Here is a 15,751-nt window from a genome sequence, read left to right as displayed (position 1 = left end):
GGATTTGCGAGCAATAAAATTATGAGTAATATATTTCCTACCTATTTACGCTCAAGTAACACAGGGGATATAGGGGTGAATTTGGTATCCAAAGTTGTAAATGACGATATGAAGTTCATATTCAAGCGAAATAATGGGGAATATGATTTTGGAATAGATGCATACATTGAGATTGTTACTGAAAATGGATCTGTCACGGGTCAGGTTATTGCGGCCCAAATAAAATGCGGAGAATCGTTTTTCAAGACAAAGACCAAAACCGGATTTACTTTTTATGGAGAAAACAAGCATCTAAATTATTACTGCAACGCACCTTTTCCAGTAATCATAATAATCTGTGACCCAGAAAGCAGGGAATGCTACTGGGATCAATTTTTAATAGAAAAAACAGAAAAGACTGATAAAAACTGGAAAATTAATATTCCTAGACGAAACAAATTTTCGTCTCATAGTAAGGATGCACTCTTAGAGCTTGTTGGTGATCCGGTTGATTTTTTAGGCAAAGCAAGTGAGCACTGGGAAATGATTAAAGCTCTAAAGGTGGCCGATTACGTTCATTACTCGGTATCACGGAAAGATATTGAGTCGCTCAATGTAAAGCCATTGGCGGAGTTTATTAAACGTATTCTTTCTAATGATGAGCTATCAATCCGCCTTCAAGGTAAGATAGTTGTTTCTGTAGAAGGATATTTCTTCGATAAAAGGGAGTTATGGGAAATCAGAGAAGTTAGGAGATGGGCGAAAAAAGCTGAACCAAAAATAAAATATTGGTTCTTTTTTTGTGCAAATCCAGAAAATAACACAACTCTTACGTGGCTTCTAACTTGCTTAACTAATGTCATTAGCGTAGAAGTTGATAAAACAAATAAAAACAAATTAAAAATTGAGTACGAAACAAAACCGCTTGCCGAAATCATAATGCTCAATTTTCTCCATCTCAATGAACTTACAGAAAAGTACGATCTTCCCATTGAGGAGAATCAAAGGATTAGTAACGATTCTGTGCTTGCATTAGGGTTCAGCCTGGAAGATGCAGCTCAGCCCGCGTAGGTACGATTAGCGATAGCGTAATCGTACGCATGTTTTGGAATATGCCACGGCTTATTTTAATGTCGGGTCTCGGCCCGACAGCCGAGATACTTTTCTTTGCTTGTCCAAAGAAAAGTATCCAAAAGAAAAGACACCCGGATGCCGCTTATTCCCTGCGCTCCTCGCTTTTGAACGGGGTTGCCGAAAGGGGCTTCCTGCCCCTTCGGCAACGCGCCGCATCCCTGCGGCGCCCCTAAAGGGCTGATCCGTTCAAAAGCTCCGGTGCTCGGCGCGGCATACGGGAGCAAAACTGTTCCAAACCCAAAGGCCTGAAAGCGCAATTCGTAGGGCGTCAATAGGCGTAGCCGTATTGCGCCGTATTTTGGCCTTAAATCATTTCCGGTTTTAGTCTGCAACCCGGCATTGCTCCGGTTTCCCGTCTTTGAAGGACGGCGAGATGCTGATCGGTTCGGTCAAACCTTTCATCAGCAGTAGGTAAGCTTGCTGGTCGATACACACCTTATTCAGTTTCCAGGTCCGGATCTGGCCTTGAAGGTCGATGTGTTCGATACTGATCTGCTCCAGTGGCAGGGAGCGGGCTTCCGGAGGCTTGGCGTGGCTAAACTGGGTGATGGCGACCAGTAGTGTACTAAAAACCAATTTTCTCATGGTTGTAATCCGGGGTAAGTTTAAGAACGAGGCCGTAAGGCGCAATTCGTAGGACGTCAATAGGCGTAGCCGTATTGCGCCGTATGTTGGCATTAAATCATGTGGCCCATTACGCCATTGTAAACGCGCCCTATAAAACGTCGTAAATTGCCGAATACGGAAGCCGGATACATCGAGTTGGCCTACGGGGATGCCGCCGGATTTGCGCCACAACCGCCGAATCATTCTGCTTGGGCGAAAAGCGGTGATGTTCATACAGTGAGCGCCACGCACGCGCAGTGGATGGATGTCATAAGTCATTTACTTTCATCCGACCGGGCCATGCTGATTAAACTGTGGCATTAAGTGAATATTTCTGGTTCTTTGGTTTTCTGGTGGCCTTGATCGAAGGTTTTAACAAGCCCTTGGTGGCGATTTTGGATAACGCATCGATTCACAACGCCAAGAAAACAAAAGCGTATTGGGATTTGTTGGTCGTCCTACAGCCCAGAGCTAAACCGGAATGAATTACTATGATATAAAATCAAATATGAATGCCTGCCTTGCAAAATATTTACTCCCGATGAGCGTTGAAAACGCTATAGATGAAATTGGACATGGGTTTGGCTAAAAATACATGTTAACTTTTTGTAAGGTGCTTATTTAAGAATGGATAATCGGTATCGAAAAACTATTGTTTCTCATCACTCTCTGAGAGGGGTTGCTGCGGTATTGGTTGTGTTTTTTCATATTAGGGAAATATCTTACGATAAAGGTGTGGCTCTTGATTCGGTAACGTCTTTTTTTAGTATGGGGTACTTATGGGTAGATTTCTTTTTTATTTTGAGCGGGTATATTATTTCGTATGTATACGCTTCATTGTTTTTGTATGATTATAAGAGTAGTTTGATTAAATCTTTTTACGTTGCACGCTTTTCTAGAGTTTATCCTCTTCATCTTTTTACACTTATTTTATACCTTTTTTTAGAGTTCTCTTTTTACTTTTATCGGCGTGAAGTGGTTGGTATGCCTGGTGTAAGTTTTGAAAGCTTAATTGCGAGTTTGCTTTTAATTCAGGGCTGGAGCTTATCTGATTTGACCTTGGCACCCTTGAACAGTCCTGCCTGGAGTATTAGTACGGAGATGGCTTGCTATTTAGTGTTTCCTTTTATAATAAAATGGCTACGGTTCAATATATTTTTTGTTGGCATGATAGTTGTTGGTTTATCTATCGCGTTGTATTTAATATATTATGGTGAGAAAGACGGTTTTGTTGTTATTCGTTGTTTTGCAGGCTTTATGTTGGGTATTTTTATTTTTATAGTATATAAGGAAATGCCGGTTACTGACTATGGGGTTGCTACGAGCTTGCAGTTAATAGGCGGGAGTGGCGTATTGTTTGCGATGCATTTTAGCTTGAGCCACTCGGTGGTTATTGTTTCCTTTGGCTTGTTATTGTATTCAACAGCGAGTGATTGTGGCTTCCTAGCGAAACTGTTAAATACACGAATATTTGTACTTCTTGGTACGCTGTCTTATTCGATTTACCTCAATCATTGGATTATTTATAAGGCATACTTGTTTTATGGTGTTTATGTTTTTGGCGCGCTGTCAAGTAACTATAGTCCTATGAATGTTTCAATATTAAAGTATTTTTCTTTGATGTTCATAATATTCGTGCTCTCATTTATAACCTATCGTTATATTGAAATTCCAGCTCAAAAGTACCTTAAAAGGAAGCTTCAATAAAGCCGAGGGTGGACACAGTTTTTGTACCTACGCGGTTTGATTGTTTGAGCGCCAGATGTCGGACTTTGGTGGCTTGGTTGTTCGAATTCGTTGGCGGGAAACCCTACTTGGTTATCCAGGCTTTCTGCTAAAAGCGTCGAGCCTTTTTCTCCACGGATCTCCAAAATAACTCAGCCATTCTCGCCGCGAGCTCGTTCATTGGTGTAATTTTGTGCAATCGTTGAGTTCCGAGCGTGAGCGATTGGCAACTTTTGTAGAACGATGAGGTTCTTCGTTTAAACCGCCGAGCTTTTTTCTCGATCATTCTCGCCGGGAGCTCGTTGATTGGCGTAATTTTGTACAATCGTTGAGTTCCGAGCGAGAACGATCCACAAAATTTATCGAATGCTGCGATTCATGAGGAGAATCATCGGCTTTGACTCGTCAATTGAACCATCCTGGTGCAAAACAGCCGGATTTTGGTTGTGTCTGGTGCAAATTTACCGGCTCTAAGTCGGCTGATAACTCTCTAAATCCAGGAAAATCAAGGAATAGGCTATTTGGCATCAACTTTGCAACACTTAGCTTGTGTTGTTACTCCTACCTGTTCTCATGTGTGGACGTGGCGCTCTACTTGGTCGAAGTTCTTTGGACAGGCAGAGCGCATTTTTTTTGCCCGAGATAAATCCCTCGCGTATCAGCCAGCCAACATCTGTTCCGCTTAAAACTTACATTTAAGATGATATTTCTGTACCCGGTAGCGCAGAGTTTCGCGGGTGGTGCCCAGCATGCGGGCCGCGCCGGTGACGTTGGCGTCGTTGCGGTTCAGGGCTTCCTGAATGATGAATTTTTCCATTTCGTGCAGGCTGATGCTGCCGTCCAGCGGGATGAATACGCCTTCCTGATTGACTTTGGCGTTGTGCGTGGCGGTCGTCGCTTGCGGGGCTTGTAACTGCAACCATTCCACCGGCAAATTATGATCGTTGGACAGCAATACGCACCTCTCCAGTACATTGTGCAATTCACGGATATTGCCGGGCCAATCGTAGCTTTTCAGCATCTGCCAGGCTTGCTCCGGAATGTGGCTGACCGCCTTGGCCGATTTGCGATTGCATTCGCCGATAAATTGCGGCACCAATTGATCCAAATCCTGCTTATGTTCGCGCAGGGCCGGCATGCGGATATTGATCACGTTTAAACGATGGTACAAATCGCGGCGGAATAAGCCTTCAGCTACTTTTTCCACCAAGTCCAGGTTGGTGGCGGCGATGATTTGCACGTCAATGCTGATCTCGGCTTCGCCGCCGACCCGGCGGATGCGTAGATCTTCCACGGCTTTTAACAGCTTGCTTTGCAAGTCCAGGTCCATTTCGCCGATTTCGTCCAGAAACAGCGTGCCGGTGTGCGCCTGCTCAAACAGGCCGCGATGGCGTTTTTTCGCGCCGGTAAAGGCGCCGGCTTCGTAACCGAATAATTCGGCTTCCAATAATTCGCGGGGCAGGGCGGCGCAGTTGATTTCCACCAGCGGTGCAGCGGCGCGGCTGCCGGAATAGTGCAGAATCCGGGCGATCATGCCTTTGCCGGTGCCGGTTTCACCGCTGACGATCAGGCTGGAGAACGGCACGTTGGCGATTTGTTTCAGCATGGCCCGCAACTGGTTCATAGCCGGGCTGGAGCCGATCAAGCTGTCGATGCTGTATTGATGGTTTTGCGATGCGGTTTGTTGTTCCAGGCGGCGTTGCGCCCGGGCGCTGCGGGCTGCGCCTTCCACTAACAGATTCAACCGGTCCAGCGAACAAGGTTTTTCGATAAAGTCGTAAGCCCCCAGGCGCACCGCGCGCACCGAATCCGCAACGCTGCCGTAGCCAGTCAGAAACACCCATTCGCTGCTGCCGATTTCCGGTTTGAGTTTTTCCAGCAAATCCAGGGCGTTCCCGTCCGGCAGGTTCATGTCCGATAACACCACCAGCGGGTCCAGCGCTTGTCCGCTGAGAAACTGTTCGGCTTGTTGCAGGGAGTGGGCAATGCTGACTTCCCAGCCACCCTTGCTAAAGTAACGCGCCAATTCGGAGGCTAACAGGGCTTCATCTTCGATAATTAACAGGGTATTGGTCATCATGGTTATGGCTGGTTTGCGAGTTACGGCATTGTATGCGACTGACGGGTATTCGCCGGCGCATTGCTGGAATTTGTTCGGGGGTGTCGTTTCAAGTCAAAGGTAAGCTCAGGCTTGCTCGGCCGTGGCCGGCGGCATCGTTGTCGAGTTTGAGTTGGCCGCTCAAGTCTTTGGCGAAGCGTTGCACCATCACCAGCCCTAAGCCGCTGCCTTTTTCCTTCAAGCTGACAAACGGACGAATGCCTTGCCGCAAAAAGGCCTCATCGAAGCCGTCGCCGCTATCAATCACCGTCACCGAGAGGTGTTGGGCATCTTGGGCAATATGTACCTCTACGCTACCGTTGCGGTTGCCGATGGCTTGCACAGCGTTTTGCAACAAATTTAACAGTGCTTGGCGGAATTCGATTTCCGGCAGCATCAAGGAACTGTCGGCTTTTCCCTGCACCGTAAATTGGATTTTATCGGTGGCTTGGTATTTGAATAGCGTGATCAAGTCGTTGACCACTGCATTCACATCGGTAGGCTGGGCAATTTTATTGCCATGGCGCGCCGAGCTCAGCAGGTCATTCAGGTGGTTGGTCAAGCGTTGCACTTCGCTATGTAATAGACCGATACGTTGGCGCAGGTCCGGGGCGATGGCTTCGGACAACAAATTTTCCAGCGCAAATTGAATAATCGCCAGCGGATTGCGCAATTCGTGGGCGGTGCTGGCGGCCATTTCGGTCAAGGCTGCCAAGCGCTCTGCTTTAGCCAGGCGCTGGCTTTGTTCGAGTAAAGCGTGACTGGTCTGCCGCACTTGCTGCTCCAGGCGATTGGTGTAATGCAGATGCTCCTGTTCCAGTTCGATCAAGTGCTCGACCAAGTGATTGTAGCGGTCGAACAAGTCGCGCAAAATTGGATCGGCCGTTTCGCGGGTGATCGGCTGCTTAACGCCTTCCGCCAGGCCGGACAATAAATCGCGTAGCGCATCCAGCGGCTCCAATACATTGTTGCGAAAAAAATAATGGCCTATCCAAAACAGCAGCAGCGGCAAAATGACCGCAAGTTGCAGTTCCAACTGGCTGTCGTCCTCAACGCCGATCAGCATTTTCTCTTCTTCGTTGGTTTGCCGATCCAGGACTTGCCGGATCATATTCACGGAATCGATCAGCGCCTGCGGGTCGCCGTTGCTGGCGGCGGCGAATTTGGCTTGCAAGGTGTTCAAATCTACCGAGATCGTGAAGTCAGTGCCGTTGTTGTGGGCTTGCAGCAAATCCAGCAGGCGGTCTTGTATGTCATTAAGGTGTTCGGCGGACAGGTCAGGATTGCTGCGATGCAAGGCCAGTTGCGATTGCAGCTCCAGCAATTCGAAGATTGTTTCTTCCAGGTGGTGGCCTTTGCCGATGTCGGTTTCTATGGTCTGGATGCGTTGATGATTGCGCCAGGTCAGGCGGCCAATGGCCAGCAGTTCGCCTATCACCAATATGCTCATCACGATCGTGACGAAAATGACCGGACGTAGCAAAAGTTTTAGCATATTCGAGATCTCAGGTTGTTGACGGCCAAGCGTAGCGCCAGTTTGCGGGCAGGTCCGTTCAAATTTTACGCCGACTCAAGGGATGATTATCAAATGTCTTGCGTACCTGCCGCCAATGCGCCAAAACCTGTTCGATACGATTACCGTCGTTGGGCTTCAGTAGCGTAAAGCACTCGCTGCTGCGCACGAAGGCCGATAAAAAGTCGCCCATGATGCGTTGTTGGGTTTTGTATTCGGCCAGCGCAGCCCGCTTTAAGTTGATTTGCGCAGGCGATAGATTGACGCAAGCCCGGCTATGGCCGCGCAGCGGCAAATCAGCGGGCAATACCAGCGGTTGATCGCTCCAGTCCTGTGGAATGCCCCAATTGGAGCCGGTCGGCCAGCCGGCTTGCCAGTGAATCAGATAGGCCAGTAATTTGGGTTGTGGGTGCGGAGTGGGGCCTTCCAATAGCCACTGATGGACGGCCAGTAAGGTAAACATGCCCAGACCGGCATGGTCAGAATCGTTTTCCATCACATCCGGGAAGGCGATAATTGTCGGATTGGTATCGCGCAGAATGGCTACCAGCTCGTTGAGCAGGTCATGGCCGTCTTGGGCCAGTCCCCGGTCTTCGGCTTCCCGGTAGGGGACGTGGTCAAAGCCGGTATATTCGGATCGCATCGGCTGATTACGCCGCCAATGCGAGATCAACGCCGAATAGATGCTGCCATCCGAGAATCCGAGTAAATCCAGATGGATAAAGCCATTGCCGAGTAGCTGGGCTGCGCGCCGCGACTCTTCCAGCCGCTTTTCGCCAAAGTCCAGATAATCCGCTGCCGACGGGTTGCGTTTACCGCTGTCCAGCATCACCGCGCCGACGTAAGCATCGCCGGCGGTGACGACTGTGCTGCGCACCGTGCCGCCTTGAGCGAGAACCTGTTGGCTGAGTCCGGCAGCGCTTAAACTTTCGTCGTCGGGATGCGGCGCCAGCACCAGCAAGCGTTCGCCCTCGGCAATTGCCAAAGATTGTTCCGCGACGCTAATGTCCGGAGTAAGCATTAACAGCAGACAAATGCTTAGATGCTTTAAAGAGGCTTGCATGGGAACTCCTGAATTTTTGCCTAGAACTCAAAATGCGCTCTGACGCCATACACATCAACCGGTCCGCGATCCGCGTTGTAGGCGGGATTGGCGATGTGTTGATAATCCAGGGTCATCCAGGCCGAAGGCAGCAGGCGCAGTTTGTAATAAATATCCACCACTTGTTCGGGCCGGTAACGCAGATTGCCGTCGCCGATAAAACCGTCCACCCCGCCCAGGCGTAAATACGCGACATGCCCGGCGGAAATCCAGCTGCTTGCATACCCGATACCGAGTGCGTCGTAATGCCGGCCCCAACTGTCGCCGCCGATTAAGGTGCCGAACGATAGTGAGCGATCCGCGGAGGTCTAGGAATACACTTCGGTTTTACCATCACTATACATCCCGCGTAAAAACACCCCGACGCCGTCGATTACCTGTTGTTCCAGATTAATGCCTATGCCGGTTTTGATGTTGGCTTTGCGTACCCAGCACAGATCCGGGGCGTTGCTGTTCTCAGAGTCGTAATTGAAGCTTGTGCAATTGGCGGCGTTTTGCGCGGGATTGGCTTGGTAGGCAGCGATGGCATCGTCCCAACGACCCATCCGTTCCCGGTTCCGGTAGGCCAATAGCCTGACCGCACCCGGCTGTTTAAATAGGCTGTGGCGATGCTCGATTTCCATTTGATCGCCGTAATATTTAAACAGCCGAAAATCCAACGGCAAGTCGTTGGGGTTTTGCGGCGTGGCGAAGCGGCCGAGGCGGAAGGTCCAGTCGTCGAAATAATATTCGGCCGCCAGACCGACGCTGTAGCCCCGGGCGTCGGCGGCAAAATCGTATGCGGCATTGGTTAGAAAGGCCATGTTCAGAAACTGCTGGCGCAAGTCGGCGGCGTAGCTGTTTTTATCGAAAATATCCAGGACACTAAGGTTGCCGCCGGTGATCACCAAGCGCCGACTGTCGGCGCTGCCTGCCAATTGCAGCGGGCCGGAGCTGACCGCATGGCTGTCGCCGCCCAGATTAAAGGTCTGCTTTAAGTAGAAACGCGATTTATACCAAGTGGCGCTGACCGAACCGGACTTTTGCAACTCAAAGTTTTGGATGCTGCCGCCCAGACCTTTTAAATCCGATAAGGGCAGTTCGGAAATCATTTCCGGGGCCAGATAGATTTCGCCACCTTGCCAGGCCTTTAGGCCAAAGTAAGCGGTGACAGTGCCGGTGAAACTGCGCTCGGCATTGGGCAGCAACGAGTGAGGAGTGCCATTCAGATTGGTGTATTGAGCAGGGAAGGCCGGTTTCCAGCTGGAAATGTAGGTAGCTTGGCCGTAGGCATTCCAGCGTTCCTCGGCCATATCGTGCCAGTCATGATCCGCCAGCAACTGCATAAACGAAAAATTTCCGTCTTCGGCAGCAGACTGTGATTCCTCGGCTTCCGCGTTGGCAAAACTAAGCGTTAGTGCCAGCAGTGTGCCGTAGAAAAATGCCGAGAGAGATTGCTGGCTCATGGGGTTCAGCCCAAATCCTTATCCCGTTCGCCGCTGCTGACCCGGCCACCTTCTTGCGCGTCGAGGATATACACCTTGCCGTCGCCATGGTGCCCGCTATGGGCCGTGCGCAGGATAGTCTCGAAAATAATCTCCACCAAGTCGTCGGGTGCGAAGATCTCCAGGCGTTTTTTCAAGAGAAACGGCTTGTAATCTTGGCTGTGCTCAGTGCGCTCGCGACCGAAACCTTCGCAATCCATGATCGACATCCCCGGAAAACCCGGTATTTCCAGTAATGCCATCGTGATCTGGCTGAGCTTGTGCGGCTGCACGTAGGCGCGAATTTCTTTCATAGTAGTCCCCTAAAGCTCGTCAGGTTCGGCAAAATAGCGGTATAGCGCGGGTAGCAGGGTTAAGGTCAAAATCGTAGCGGTGATCAAGCCGCCGATAATGACGATGGCAAACGGTTTGGCGGTTTCCGAACCCACGCTGGTGGACAGCGCGGCCGGAAACAAGCCCAGCATCGCCATCAAGGCGGTCATCACCACCGGCCGTAAGCGGCTTACGGAGCCGTTGACGATGGCATCATGCAGTTTCTGGCCGTCCCGACGCAATTTGTTCAATTGCGAGACCAAAATCACACCGTTCTGTACCGCAATCCCAAATAAGGCAATAAAGCCGACCGCGGCCGATACGCTCAAGTTAATGCCGGTTGCTAATAAAATCAGTAAGCCGCCTATCATCGCGAACGGCACGTTCATCACGATCAGCAAGGCATTTTTAACTGACATGAACGCCCAAAACAACAATACAAAAATTAAGCCTAAGCTGATCGGCACGATGATGGCCAGACGCTTCATCGCCCGTTGCTGGTTTTCGAACTGGCCGCTCCAGACGATGTGATAGCCGGGCGGCAAATCGACTTGCGCAGCGACTTTTTGTTGGGCCTCGGCCACGAAGCTGCCTTGATCGCGGTCAATTAGGTTACATTTGATGGCAATTCGCCGCATATTGTCTTCGCGGCTGATACGGGACGCACCTTGGTTGATTTTGATGGTGGCCAGCTCGGAGAGCGGAATGCGTTGGCCGGTTGGGGTTTGCACCGTCAAACTTTCCAGATTGGCCACCGAATTGCGGGCGCTGTCCTCGTAACGCAAGGTGATGTCGAACCGGCGTTCGCCTTCCAAAAACTGCGACGCCGCCTTGCCGCCCATGCCGATTTCCATCACCCGCTCCACATCGGCGACATTGATGCCGTAACGCGATACCTTAGCGCGGTCGATGTCCACGATCACTTGCGCCAAGCCGGCCTGCTGCTCGGCCGCGACATCCGTGGCGCCTTGAATGCCGGCCAGGATATGCGTGACTTGATCGGCTCTGTCTTGCAAGGTTTGTAAATCGCTGCCGAAGATTTTGATGGCAATCTCGCCTTTCACGCCGGAAATGGCCTCTTCGACATTGTCCTGAATTACCTGGGAGAAATTGGTGAGAATCCCGGGGAAAATTGCCAGTGCCTTGTCCATGGCTTGTACCAGATCGTCTTTACGCTGATAGCGCCAGGTATCCTTGGGCTTCAGATCGATCAGCACTTCCAGGTTGTTAAAGCCTTTGGGGTCGGTGCCGTCTTCCGGGCGGCCCAATTGGGTGATGATGGTTTTGGCTTCCGGAAATGCTTCCAGGGTTTCGCGCACTTGCCGTTCCAGTTGTTTGGCGGTGGTGAGCGATACCGGCGTCGGCAGGGTAATGGTCAGCCAGATATTGCCTTCATCGAGTTTGGGCATAAACTCGGTGCCGATTAGTTTTACAGACATGAAGCTCAGCACCAGCGCGGTGATCGCGCTAATAAATACCGCCCGCCCATGCCGTAACACCCACTCCAGCACTTGACGGTAACGATGTTCCATCGCATGTACCAGCGGATTGTGTTGCTCGGCCAACTTAGGGCCCAGGAGATAGGTCAGCATCGCCGGCATAAAAGTCAGGCTGAACAGCATGGATGCCACCAGTGCAAAGCTCAGGGTATAGGCCATTGGCGAGAATATTTTGGCTTCCACGCGCTGGAACGTGAAAATCGGCAAGAAGGCGATAATGATAATGGCCTTGGAAAACAGGATGGGCCGGCCCATTTCGGTGGCGGTGGTGAGTAGCGATTGCCGCAGGTGGCGAATGTCGGCATTGCGTTGCAAATCCAGCGTGACTTGCACCATCACGGCTTCCACCAATACCACTGCGCCGTCAACGATGATCCCGAAGTCGATGGCGCCCAAGGAAATCAGGTTAGCAGAAATGCCGCCCAGATCCACCAAAATGAACGCGAACAGCAAGGAGAGCGGGATAATCAGCGTCACCAGCAGCGCCGCGACAAAGCGCCGTAAAAATACCAGCAGGATAATCAGGATCAACACCGCGCCTTCGATCATATTATGTTCGACGGTATGGATGGTGTGGCCCACCAGCTCGGTCCTGTCGTAGAACGGCGTGATTTTTACCCCCGGCGGTAAACCAAACTCGTTGAGTTCCTTGATTTTCTGTTTCACGCCATCCAGCACGTTGACCGCATCGCGGCCTTTGATCAACAACACAATGCCTTCCACCACATCGTCGCGCTGATTCATACCCACCATGCCGTTACGCGGTTGCGGTCCGACGCTGATCTCGGCCACGTCTTTGATACGTACCGGTACGCCGTCGTTGGTAGTGACGACGATTTCGCCGATTTCTTCCGCGGACTTTAACAAGCCGGTGCCGCGCACGACCAAGGCTTCGTCGCCGTGCTCGATATAGCCGCCGCCGGTATTAGTGTTGTTGGCGGCAATCGCCTGAAACACCTGGTTCAGGTCGATGCGATAATTTTTTAAGCGATCCGGCTTGGCGGCAACTTTATATTCTTTCACCCCGCCGCCGAAACCGACCACGTCGGCGACGCCTTGGACCGAGCGCAAGCGCGGTTCTATGACCCAATCCTGCAAGGCCCGTTGCTCTATCAAGGGCAGATTTTTGGCATCGATTACGTAACGCAATATTTCGCCGACGCCAGTGGATAGCGGACCTAGTTGCGGTTTGGCTTCGTCGGGAATATCGGCATATTGCAGGCGCTCCAGCACTTGCTGGCGTGAGAAATAATCCTCGGCCTTATCGTCGAAAGTTAGAGTCACCACCGACAGGCCGAAGATGGATACCGAACGCATATTCAGCAAATGCGGCAAGCCGTTCATTTCCCGTTCGATCGGCAATGAAATCTGTTTTTCCACTTCCTCCGGTGCTTGGCCGGGAAATTGGGTGACCACTTGCACAAAGACGTTTTGCACGTCAGGAAAGGCCTGCACCGGCAGATTTTCGAAGGCGATGATGCCGGAAACGGCAATCGCCAGCGTGGCGCCGATGACCATCAGTCGTTGTTGCAAACAAAACGCGATAAGGCGCTCGATCATGTCAGTGTCCTGGTTAAGGCGTTAGGGCTGGTGGGTGCTTTCGGTTTCGACTTCTTCTTCCGCGCGCAGCATTAGCGCACCTTCTGTCACCAACTGCTCGTTGGCATCCAGTCCTTGCGTGACGACCGCTCGGTCTTTCAAACGCAATCCGATGTCGACCCGGCGCTGGCGGTAGCGGTTGTCATCCAGGGCAATGAACACATAATCGGCGTCGCCTTCGGTAAATACTGCGGTCAATGGAATCACGAAAGCCTTGTCGTCCGTAGTGCTTTCCACGTTGATGGTGGCGTACATCCCCGGCATTAAGCGGCCATCCGAATTGTCTAATTTGCATCTGACTTGCACGGTGCGGGTGGTTTCGTCCAGCACTTGACCGATGTACTGCACCGTCGCCGGAAAGGTCTCGCCGGGGTAGGCGGGTACCGACACGGCGACTTGCTGCCCCAGTTTGATTTTGCCGATGTTGACTTCAAACACCTCCATCAGCACGGTCAAATGTTTGAGATCGGAAACCACAAACAAGGGGGGTCCAAATCCGGCCGTACTTCCATGCCCGGATTGACGTTGCGTTCCACGACGATACCGGGCAGTGTCGCCCGCAGCGCGAAGCGGCCGTCGGCTTGGCGAGCGGACAAGTGCAAGTTTTTCAAGCGGTCGGTAGCGCGTTGCAGGTCGCTGCGGGCGCTGCTCAAATCGCTCTGCGCCTGTTCCAGTTCTTTGCGGGAAATGGCTTTGCCGGCGTACAGTTCCTGTTGCCGATTGAAAGCATGGCTGGCGAGCGTGACTGCTGCTTGTGCCTTGGCGAAATCGGCTTCCGCGTCGGCGACATCCGGGCTGTCGAGTTCCAATAAAGTCGAACCAGTCTGCACCGGCGAGCCCAGTGCAATCGGCGCGGTGACAACACGACCGGCGACGGGTGAGCTGATGCGCGAAGTCATGCTTTCGTCGTACACGATTTTGCCGGCCAAAGGTTCCAGCAAAGGATGTTGCGACAAGGTCAAGTGCGCGGTTTTAACATAGGCTTTTTTCGGCGAGTCCGGCGCCAGGACCACTTCGCCGACGGGTGTGGGTGGTTTGGGCGGAGCAGGTTTAGGGTCGGTGGCGTCCGAACAACCCGATAATAGAATAGCGGCCAGCGCACAACAGCAGACCAGCGAATTTTGGGTGAAAGGTGGTATGGAAGTATTCATGTCGGTTATTCGTTCGAGCCTGCTATGGTAATTGAGTAGGTGTCTGCGCCTTGTTGGCGGTATTGTCGTTACCGACTTCCTCGCCCAGGGCTTTAGCCAGATCGTAATAGGCATTGGCGCGGTTGATCATGGCCTGGCTGTAATCGTGCATCACATTTTTATAACTGCGTTGCGCTTCGATAAAATCCAGCACGCTGGTAGCGCCCTTGCTGTAGGCTAATTCGGCGCTGTTCCGTACCGCCAACGCGTCATCGAGCAAACCGCTGTGAAAACGCTGTACGATTTTGTCCGCGCTATTCCAGACGGCCAAGGCATTAGCGACATCGTTACGAATGCTCAGCTCGGTTTGTTCGACTGCCAGTTGGTTTTGGTTTAAAGCCACCGCCGCCTTGTCCGATTGGCCTTGATATTGATCGAACACCGGCACCGGCACGCTGACGCCGACAAAAAACGAATTGAGTGCGTTATTGCTGGGGTCGCGGGCGTAGCCAGCATTGACGGTGACATCCGGGTATTTCAGGCGCCTGGCCAATTCCAGTTCTTTCTCGGCTTGAGCAGCCCGCTGTTTGTCGGCCAATAAATCCGGTCGCTGTTGCAAAGCTTTGTTCATCAGCTCGTCTTTGGACAGATTTTGGCCGATGTCTTTAATGTCCGGCCATTGCTCCTTGGCTTCGAAATGCAGACCGTCGCTCGGCCAGCGCAAGATCACTGCCAAAGCGGCTTGGGCCTGTTCTACGGCTGTTTGCGCGGTATCCAGATCCGATTGGGCGCGCATTGCTTCCATTTTGACCCGCAGAAAATCGGATTCGGCTATATCGCCGCTGTTCATCCGCAGTTGGTTGGCTTTGGCAATGGTTTGGTAATGATCGACTATTTCCTGCGCCAACCAGCGGTTCTTTTGCGCCAGCAGCAGGTCGTAATAGGCGTCTTCGACCATGTTGGAGAAGATACGCACCGCATCGCGGAAGTCGCTTTCCGCCGCCTGGGTGGCGAAACCACTGCTTTGGATGCGCAGGCCGCGTTTGCCGGCTACTTCAATTAGTTGGCTGAAGGAAAAATATTCGGCAGGGCCGCAGGAGACGTTGACATCGTGATTGCAGCCTGTGGCATTGGAGCCCATATTGGGCCGGTTGCTGATTTCGGAAATCTGCACGCCCAGGGTCGGATTGGGTATCGCTGCGGCAATCACCGCATCGGCACGGGATTGGTCGATATTGTATTGCGCGGCAATCAAATCCAGGTTGCGCCGGTAAAACAGCGTCAGCGCCTCATCCAGGGATATGGGGACATTTTGGGCGTGGACCTGGAAAGTCAGCATAGCACCCAGTAAGCCGAATGCCGCGCTATGGATGAAACGTTTGGTTTGCATGGTCGATCCCGGAGTTGTGCAATTGATCGTGCTTGGTAAGCACTCAAAGCAAGTAGTCTGCCAAAGCCAATGTGAGATCGAGAGGCCGGGAAATTCGGCTTATTTCAACCTTATTTGCCGGTGGGAATTAGGATGCTAGCGGTTCTATTGATTGGAACTGGTTTATATAAACCAATTTAT

At 51.6% G+C, this 15,751-nt stretch carries 14 protein-coding genes and 1 pseudogene; 3 read left to right on the top strand and 12 right to left on the bottom strand.

Annotation, left to right across the window (positions count from 1 at the left end):
* Positions 1–21: 21 nt before the first annotated feature.
* A complete protein-coding gene (locus tag EBB_RS14245; protein WP_192394452.1) occupies positions 22–1,050 on the top strand; it encodes a DUF4365 domain-containing protein in 1,029 nt (342 codons plus the stop codon).
* Positions 1,051–1,106: 56 nt separating this feature from the next.
* On the opposite strand, the gene EBB_RS14240 is transcribed toward EBB_RS14245, so the two are convergent.
* Both EBB_RS14240 and EBB_RS14235 read right to left on the bottom strand, forming a co-directional pair.
* Positions 1,107–1,385, bottom strand: coding sequence for a hypothetical protein (locus tag EBB_RS14240; protein WP_225587448.1), 279 nt, complete (start codon positions 1,383–1,385; stop codon positions 1,107–1,109).
* A 49-nt stretch (positions 1,386–1,434) separates the two neighbouring features.
* The gene (locus EBB_RS14235; protein ID WP_192394451.1) at positions 1,435–1,698 is read right to left on the bottom strand and encodes a hypothetical protein; all 264 of its coding nucleotides are present in this window, start codon (positions 1,696–1,698) and stop codon (positions 1,435–1,437) included.
* Positions 1,699–2,033: 335 nt separating this feature from the next.
* Between EBB_RS14235 and EBB_RS14230 the strand changes: the two genes are divergently transcribed.
* Together EBB_RS14230 and EBB_RS14225 are read left to right on the top strand one after the other, a co-directional pair.
* Entirely contained in the window at positions 2,034–2,204 is a 171-nt protein-coding gene (locus EBB_RS14230) for a hypothetical protein (protein WP_192394450.1), read from the top strand.
* A 142-nt stretch (positions 2,205–2,346) separates the two neighbouring features.
* The gene (locus EBB_RS14225) at positions 2,347–3,426 is read left to right on the top strand and encodes an acyltransferase family protein (RefSeq protein ID WP_192394449.1); all 1,080 of its coding nucleotides are present in this window, start codon (positions 2,347–2,349) and stop codon (positions 3,424–3,426) included.
* 700 nt (positions 3,427–4,126) lie between these two features.
* On the opposite strand, the gene EBB_RS14220 is transcribed toward EBB_RS14225, so the two are convergent.
* The 10 genes and pseudogenes from EBB_RS14220 to EBB_RS14185 all read right to left on the bottom strand — a co-directional run bounded on the left by EBB_RS14220 (position 4,127) and on the right by EBB_RS14185 (position 15,571).
* Positions 4,127–5,521 carry a sigma-54-dependent transcriptional regulator gene (locus EBB_RS14220; RefSeq protein ID WP_192395033.1) on the bottom strand — a complete coding sequence of 465 codons (1,395 nt, stop codon included), beginning with the start codon at positions 5,519–5,521 and terminating at the stop codon, positions 4,127–4,129.
* A 91-nt stretch (positions 5,522–5,612) separates the two neighbouring features.
* Entirely contained in the window at positions 5,613–7,037 is a 1,425-nt protein-coding gene (locus EBB_RS14215; protein WP_192394448.1) for a sensor histidine kinase, read from the bottom strand.
* Positions 7,038–7,095: 58 nt separating this feature from the next.
* Positions 7,096–8,118 (bottom strand): PIG-L deacetylase family protein, encoded by a 1,023-nt coding sequence (locus EBB_RS14210; protein WP_192394447.1) that lies wholly within the window; start codon positions 8,116–8,118, stop codon positions 7,096–7,098.
* Between the two features lie 20 nt (positions 8,119–8,138).
* A pseudogene (locus EBB_RS26715) lies at positions 8,139–8,444 on the bottom strand (carbohydrate porin); the annotation flags it as partial.
* 21 nt (positions 8,445–8,465) lie between these two features.
* Positions 8,466–9,602 (bottom strand): carbohydrate porin, encoded by a 1,137-nt coding sequence (locus tag EBB_RS14205; RefSeq protein ID WP_223146838.1) that lies wholly within the window; start codon positions 9,600–9,602, stop codon positions 8,466–8,468.
* A 5-nt stretch (positions 9,603–9,607) separates the two neighbouring features.
* Entirely contained in the window at positions 9,608–9,934 is a 327-nt protein-coding gene (locus EBB_RS14200) for a P-II family nitrogen regulator (protein ID WP_192394446.1), read from the bottom strand.
* Between the two features lie 9 nt (positions 9,935–9,943).
* Entirely contained in the window at positions 9,944–13,012 is a 3,069-nt protein-coding gene (locus EBB_RS14195) for an efflux RND transporter permease subunit (protein WP_192394445.1), read from the bottom strand.
* A gap of 21 nt (positions 13,013–13,033) precedes the next feature.
* Complete coding sequence (locus EBB_RS26495) at positions 13,034–13,528, bottom strand: efflux RND transporter periplasmic adaptor subunit (protein ID WP_306790023.1); 495 nt, start codon at positions 13,526–13,528, stop codon at positions 13,034–13,036.
* Positions 13,504–14,202: an efflux RND transporter periplasmic adaptor subunit gene (locus tag EBB_RS26490; RefSeq protein WP_306790005.1), complete on the bottom strand. Its 699-nt coding sequence runs from the start codon at positions 14,200–14,202 to the stop codon at positions 13,504–13,506. The genes EBB_RS26495 and EBB_RS26490 overlap by 25 nt, the downstream gene beginning before the upstream one ends.
* Positions 14,203–14,224: 22 nt before the next feature.
* Positions 14,225–15,571, bottom strand: a complete 1,347-nt coding sequence (locus EBB_RS14185; protein WP_192394444.1) for a TolC family protein — start codon at positions 15,569–15,571, stop codon at positions 14,225–14,227.
* Between the last annotated feature and the right edge of the window lie 180 nt (positions 15,572–15,751).

Origin of the sequence: Methylomonas fluvii (genome assembly GCF_014850975.1) — a bacterium.
Taxonomy (GTDB): Bacteria; Pseudomonadota; Gammaproteobacteria; order Methylococcales; family Methylomonadaceae; genus Methylomonas; species Methylomonas fluvii.
This window is presented reverse-complemented; position numbering and strand designations above follow the sequence as displayed.

Excerpts from the sequence above, each read along its gene's own strand:
- EBB_RS14245 (WP_192394452.1), top strand. The coding sequence starts at position 22 with ATGAGTAATATATTTCCTACCTATTTACGCTCAAGTAACACAGGGGAT.
- EBB_RS14235 (WP_192394451.1), bottom strand. The coding sequence starts at position 1,698 with ATGAGAAAATTGGTTTTTAGTACACTACTGGTCGCCATCACCCAGTTT.
- EBB_RS14225 (WP_192394449.1), top strand. The coding sequence starts at position 2,347 with ATGGATAATCGGTATCGAAAAACTATTGTTTCTCATCACTCTCTGAGA.
- EBB_RS14220 (WP_192395033.1), bottom strand. The coding sequence starts at position 5,521 with ATGACCAATACCCTGTTAATTATCGAAGATGAAGCCCTGTTAGCCTCC.
- EBB_RS14215 (WP_192394448.1), bottom strand. The coding sequence starts at position 7,037 with ATGCTAAAACTTTTGCTACGTCCGGTCATTTTCGTCACGATCGTGATG.
- EBB_RS14210 (WP_192394447.1), bottom strand. The coding sequence starts at position 8,118 with ATGCAAGCCTCTTTAAAGCATCTAAGCATTTGTCTGCTGTTAATGCTT.
- EBB_RS14205 (WP_223146838.1), bottom strand. The coding sequence starts at position 9,602 with ATGAGCCAGCAATCTCTCTCGGCATTTTTCTACGGCACACTGCTGGCA.
- EBB_RS14200 (WP_192394446.1), bottom strand. The coding sequence starts at position 9,934 with ATGAAAGAAATTCGCGCCTACGTGCAGCCGCACAAGCTCAGCCAGATC.
- EBB_RS14195 (WP_192394445.1), bottom strand. The coding sequence starts at position 13,012 with ATGATCGAGCGCCTTATCGCGTTTTGTTTGCAACAACGACTGATGGTC.
- EBB_RS26490 (WP_306790005.1), bottom strand. The coding sequence starts at position 14,202 with ATGAATACTTCCATACCACCTTTCACCCAAAATTCGCTGGTCTGCTGT.
- EBB_RS14185 (WP_192394444.1), bottom strand. The coding sequence starts at position 15,571 with ATGCAAACCAAACGTTTCATCCATAGCGCGGCATTCGGCTTACTGGGT.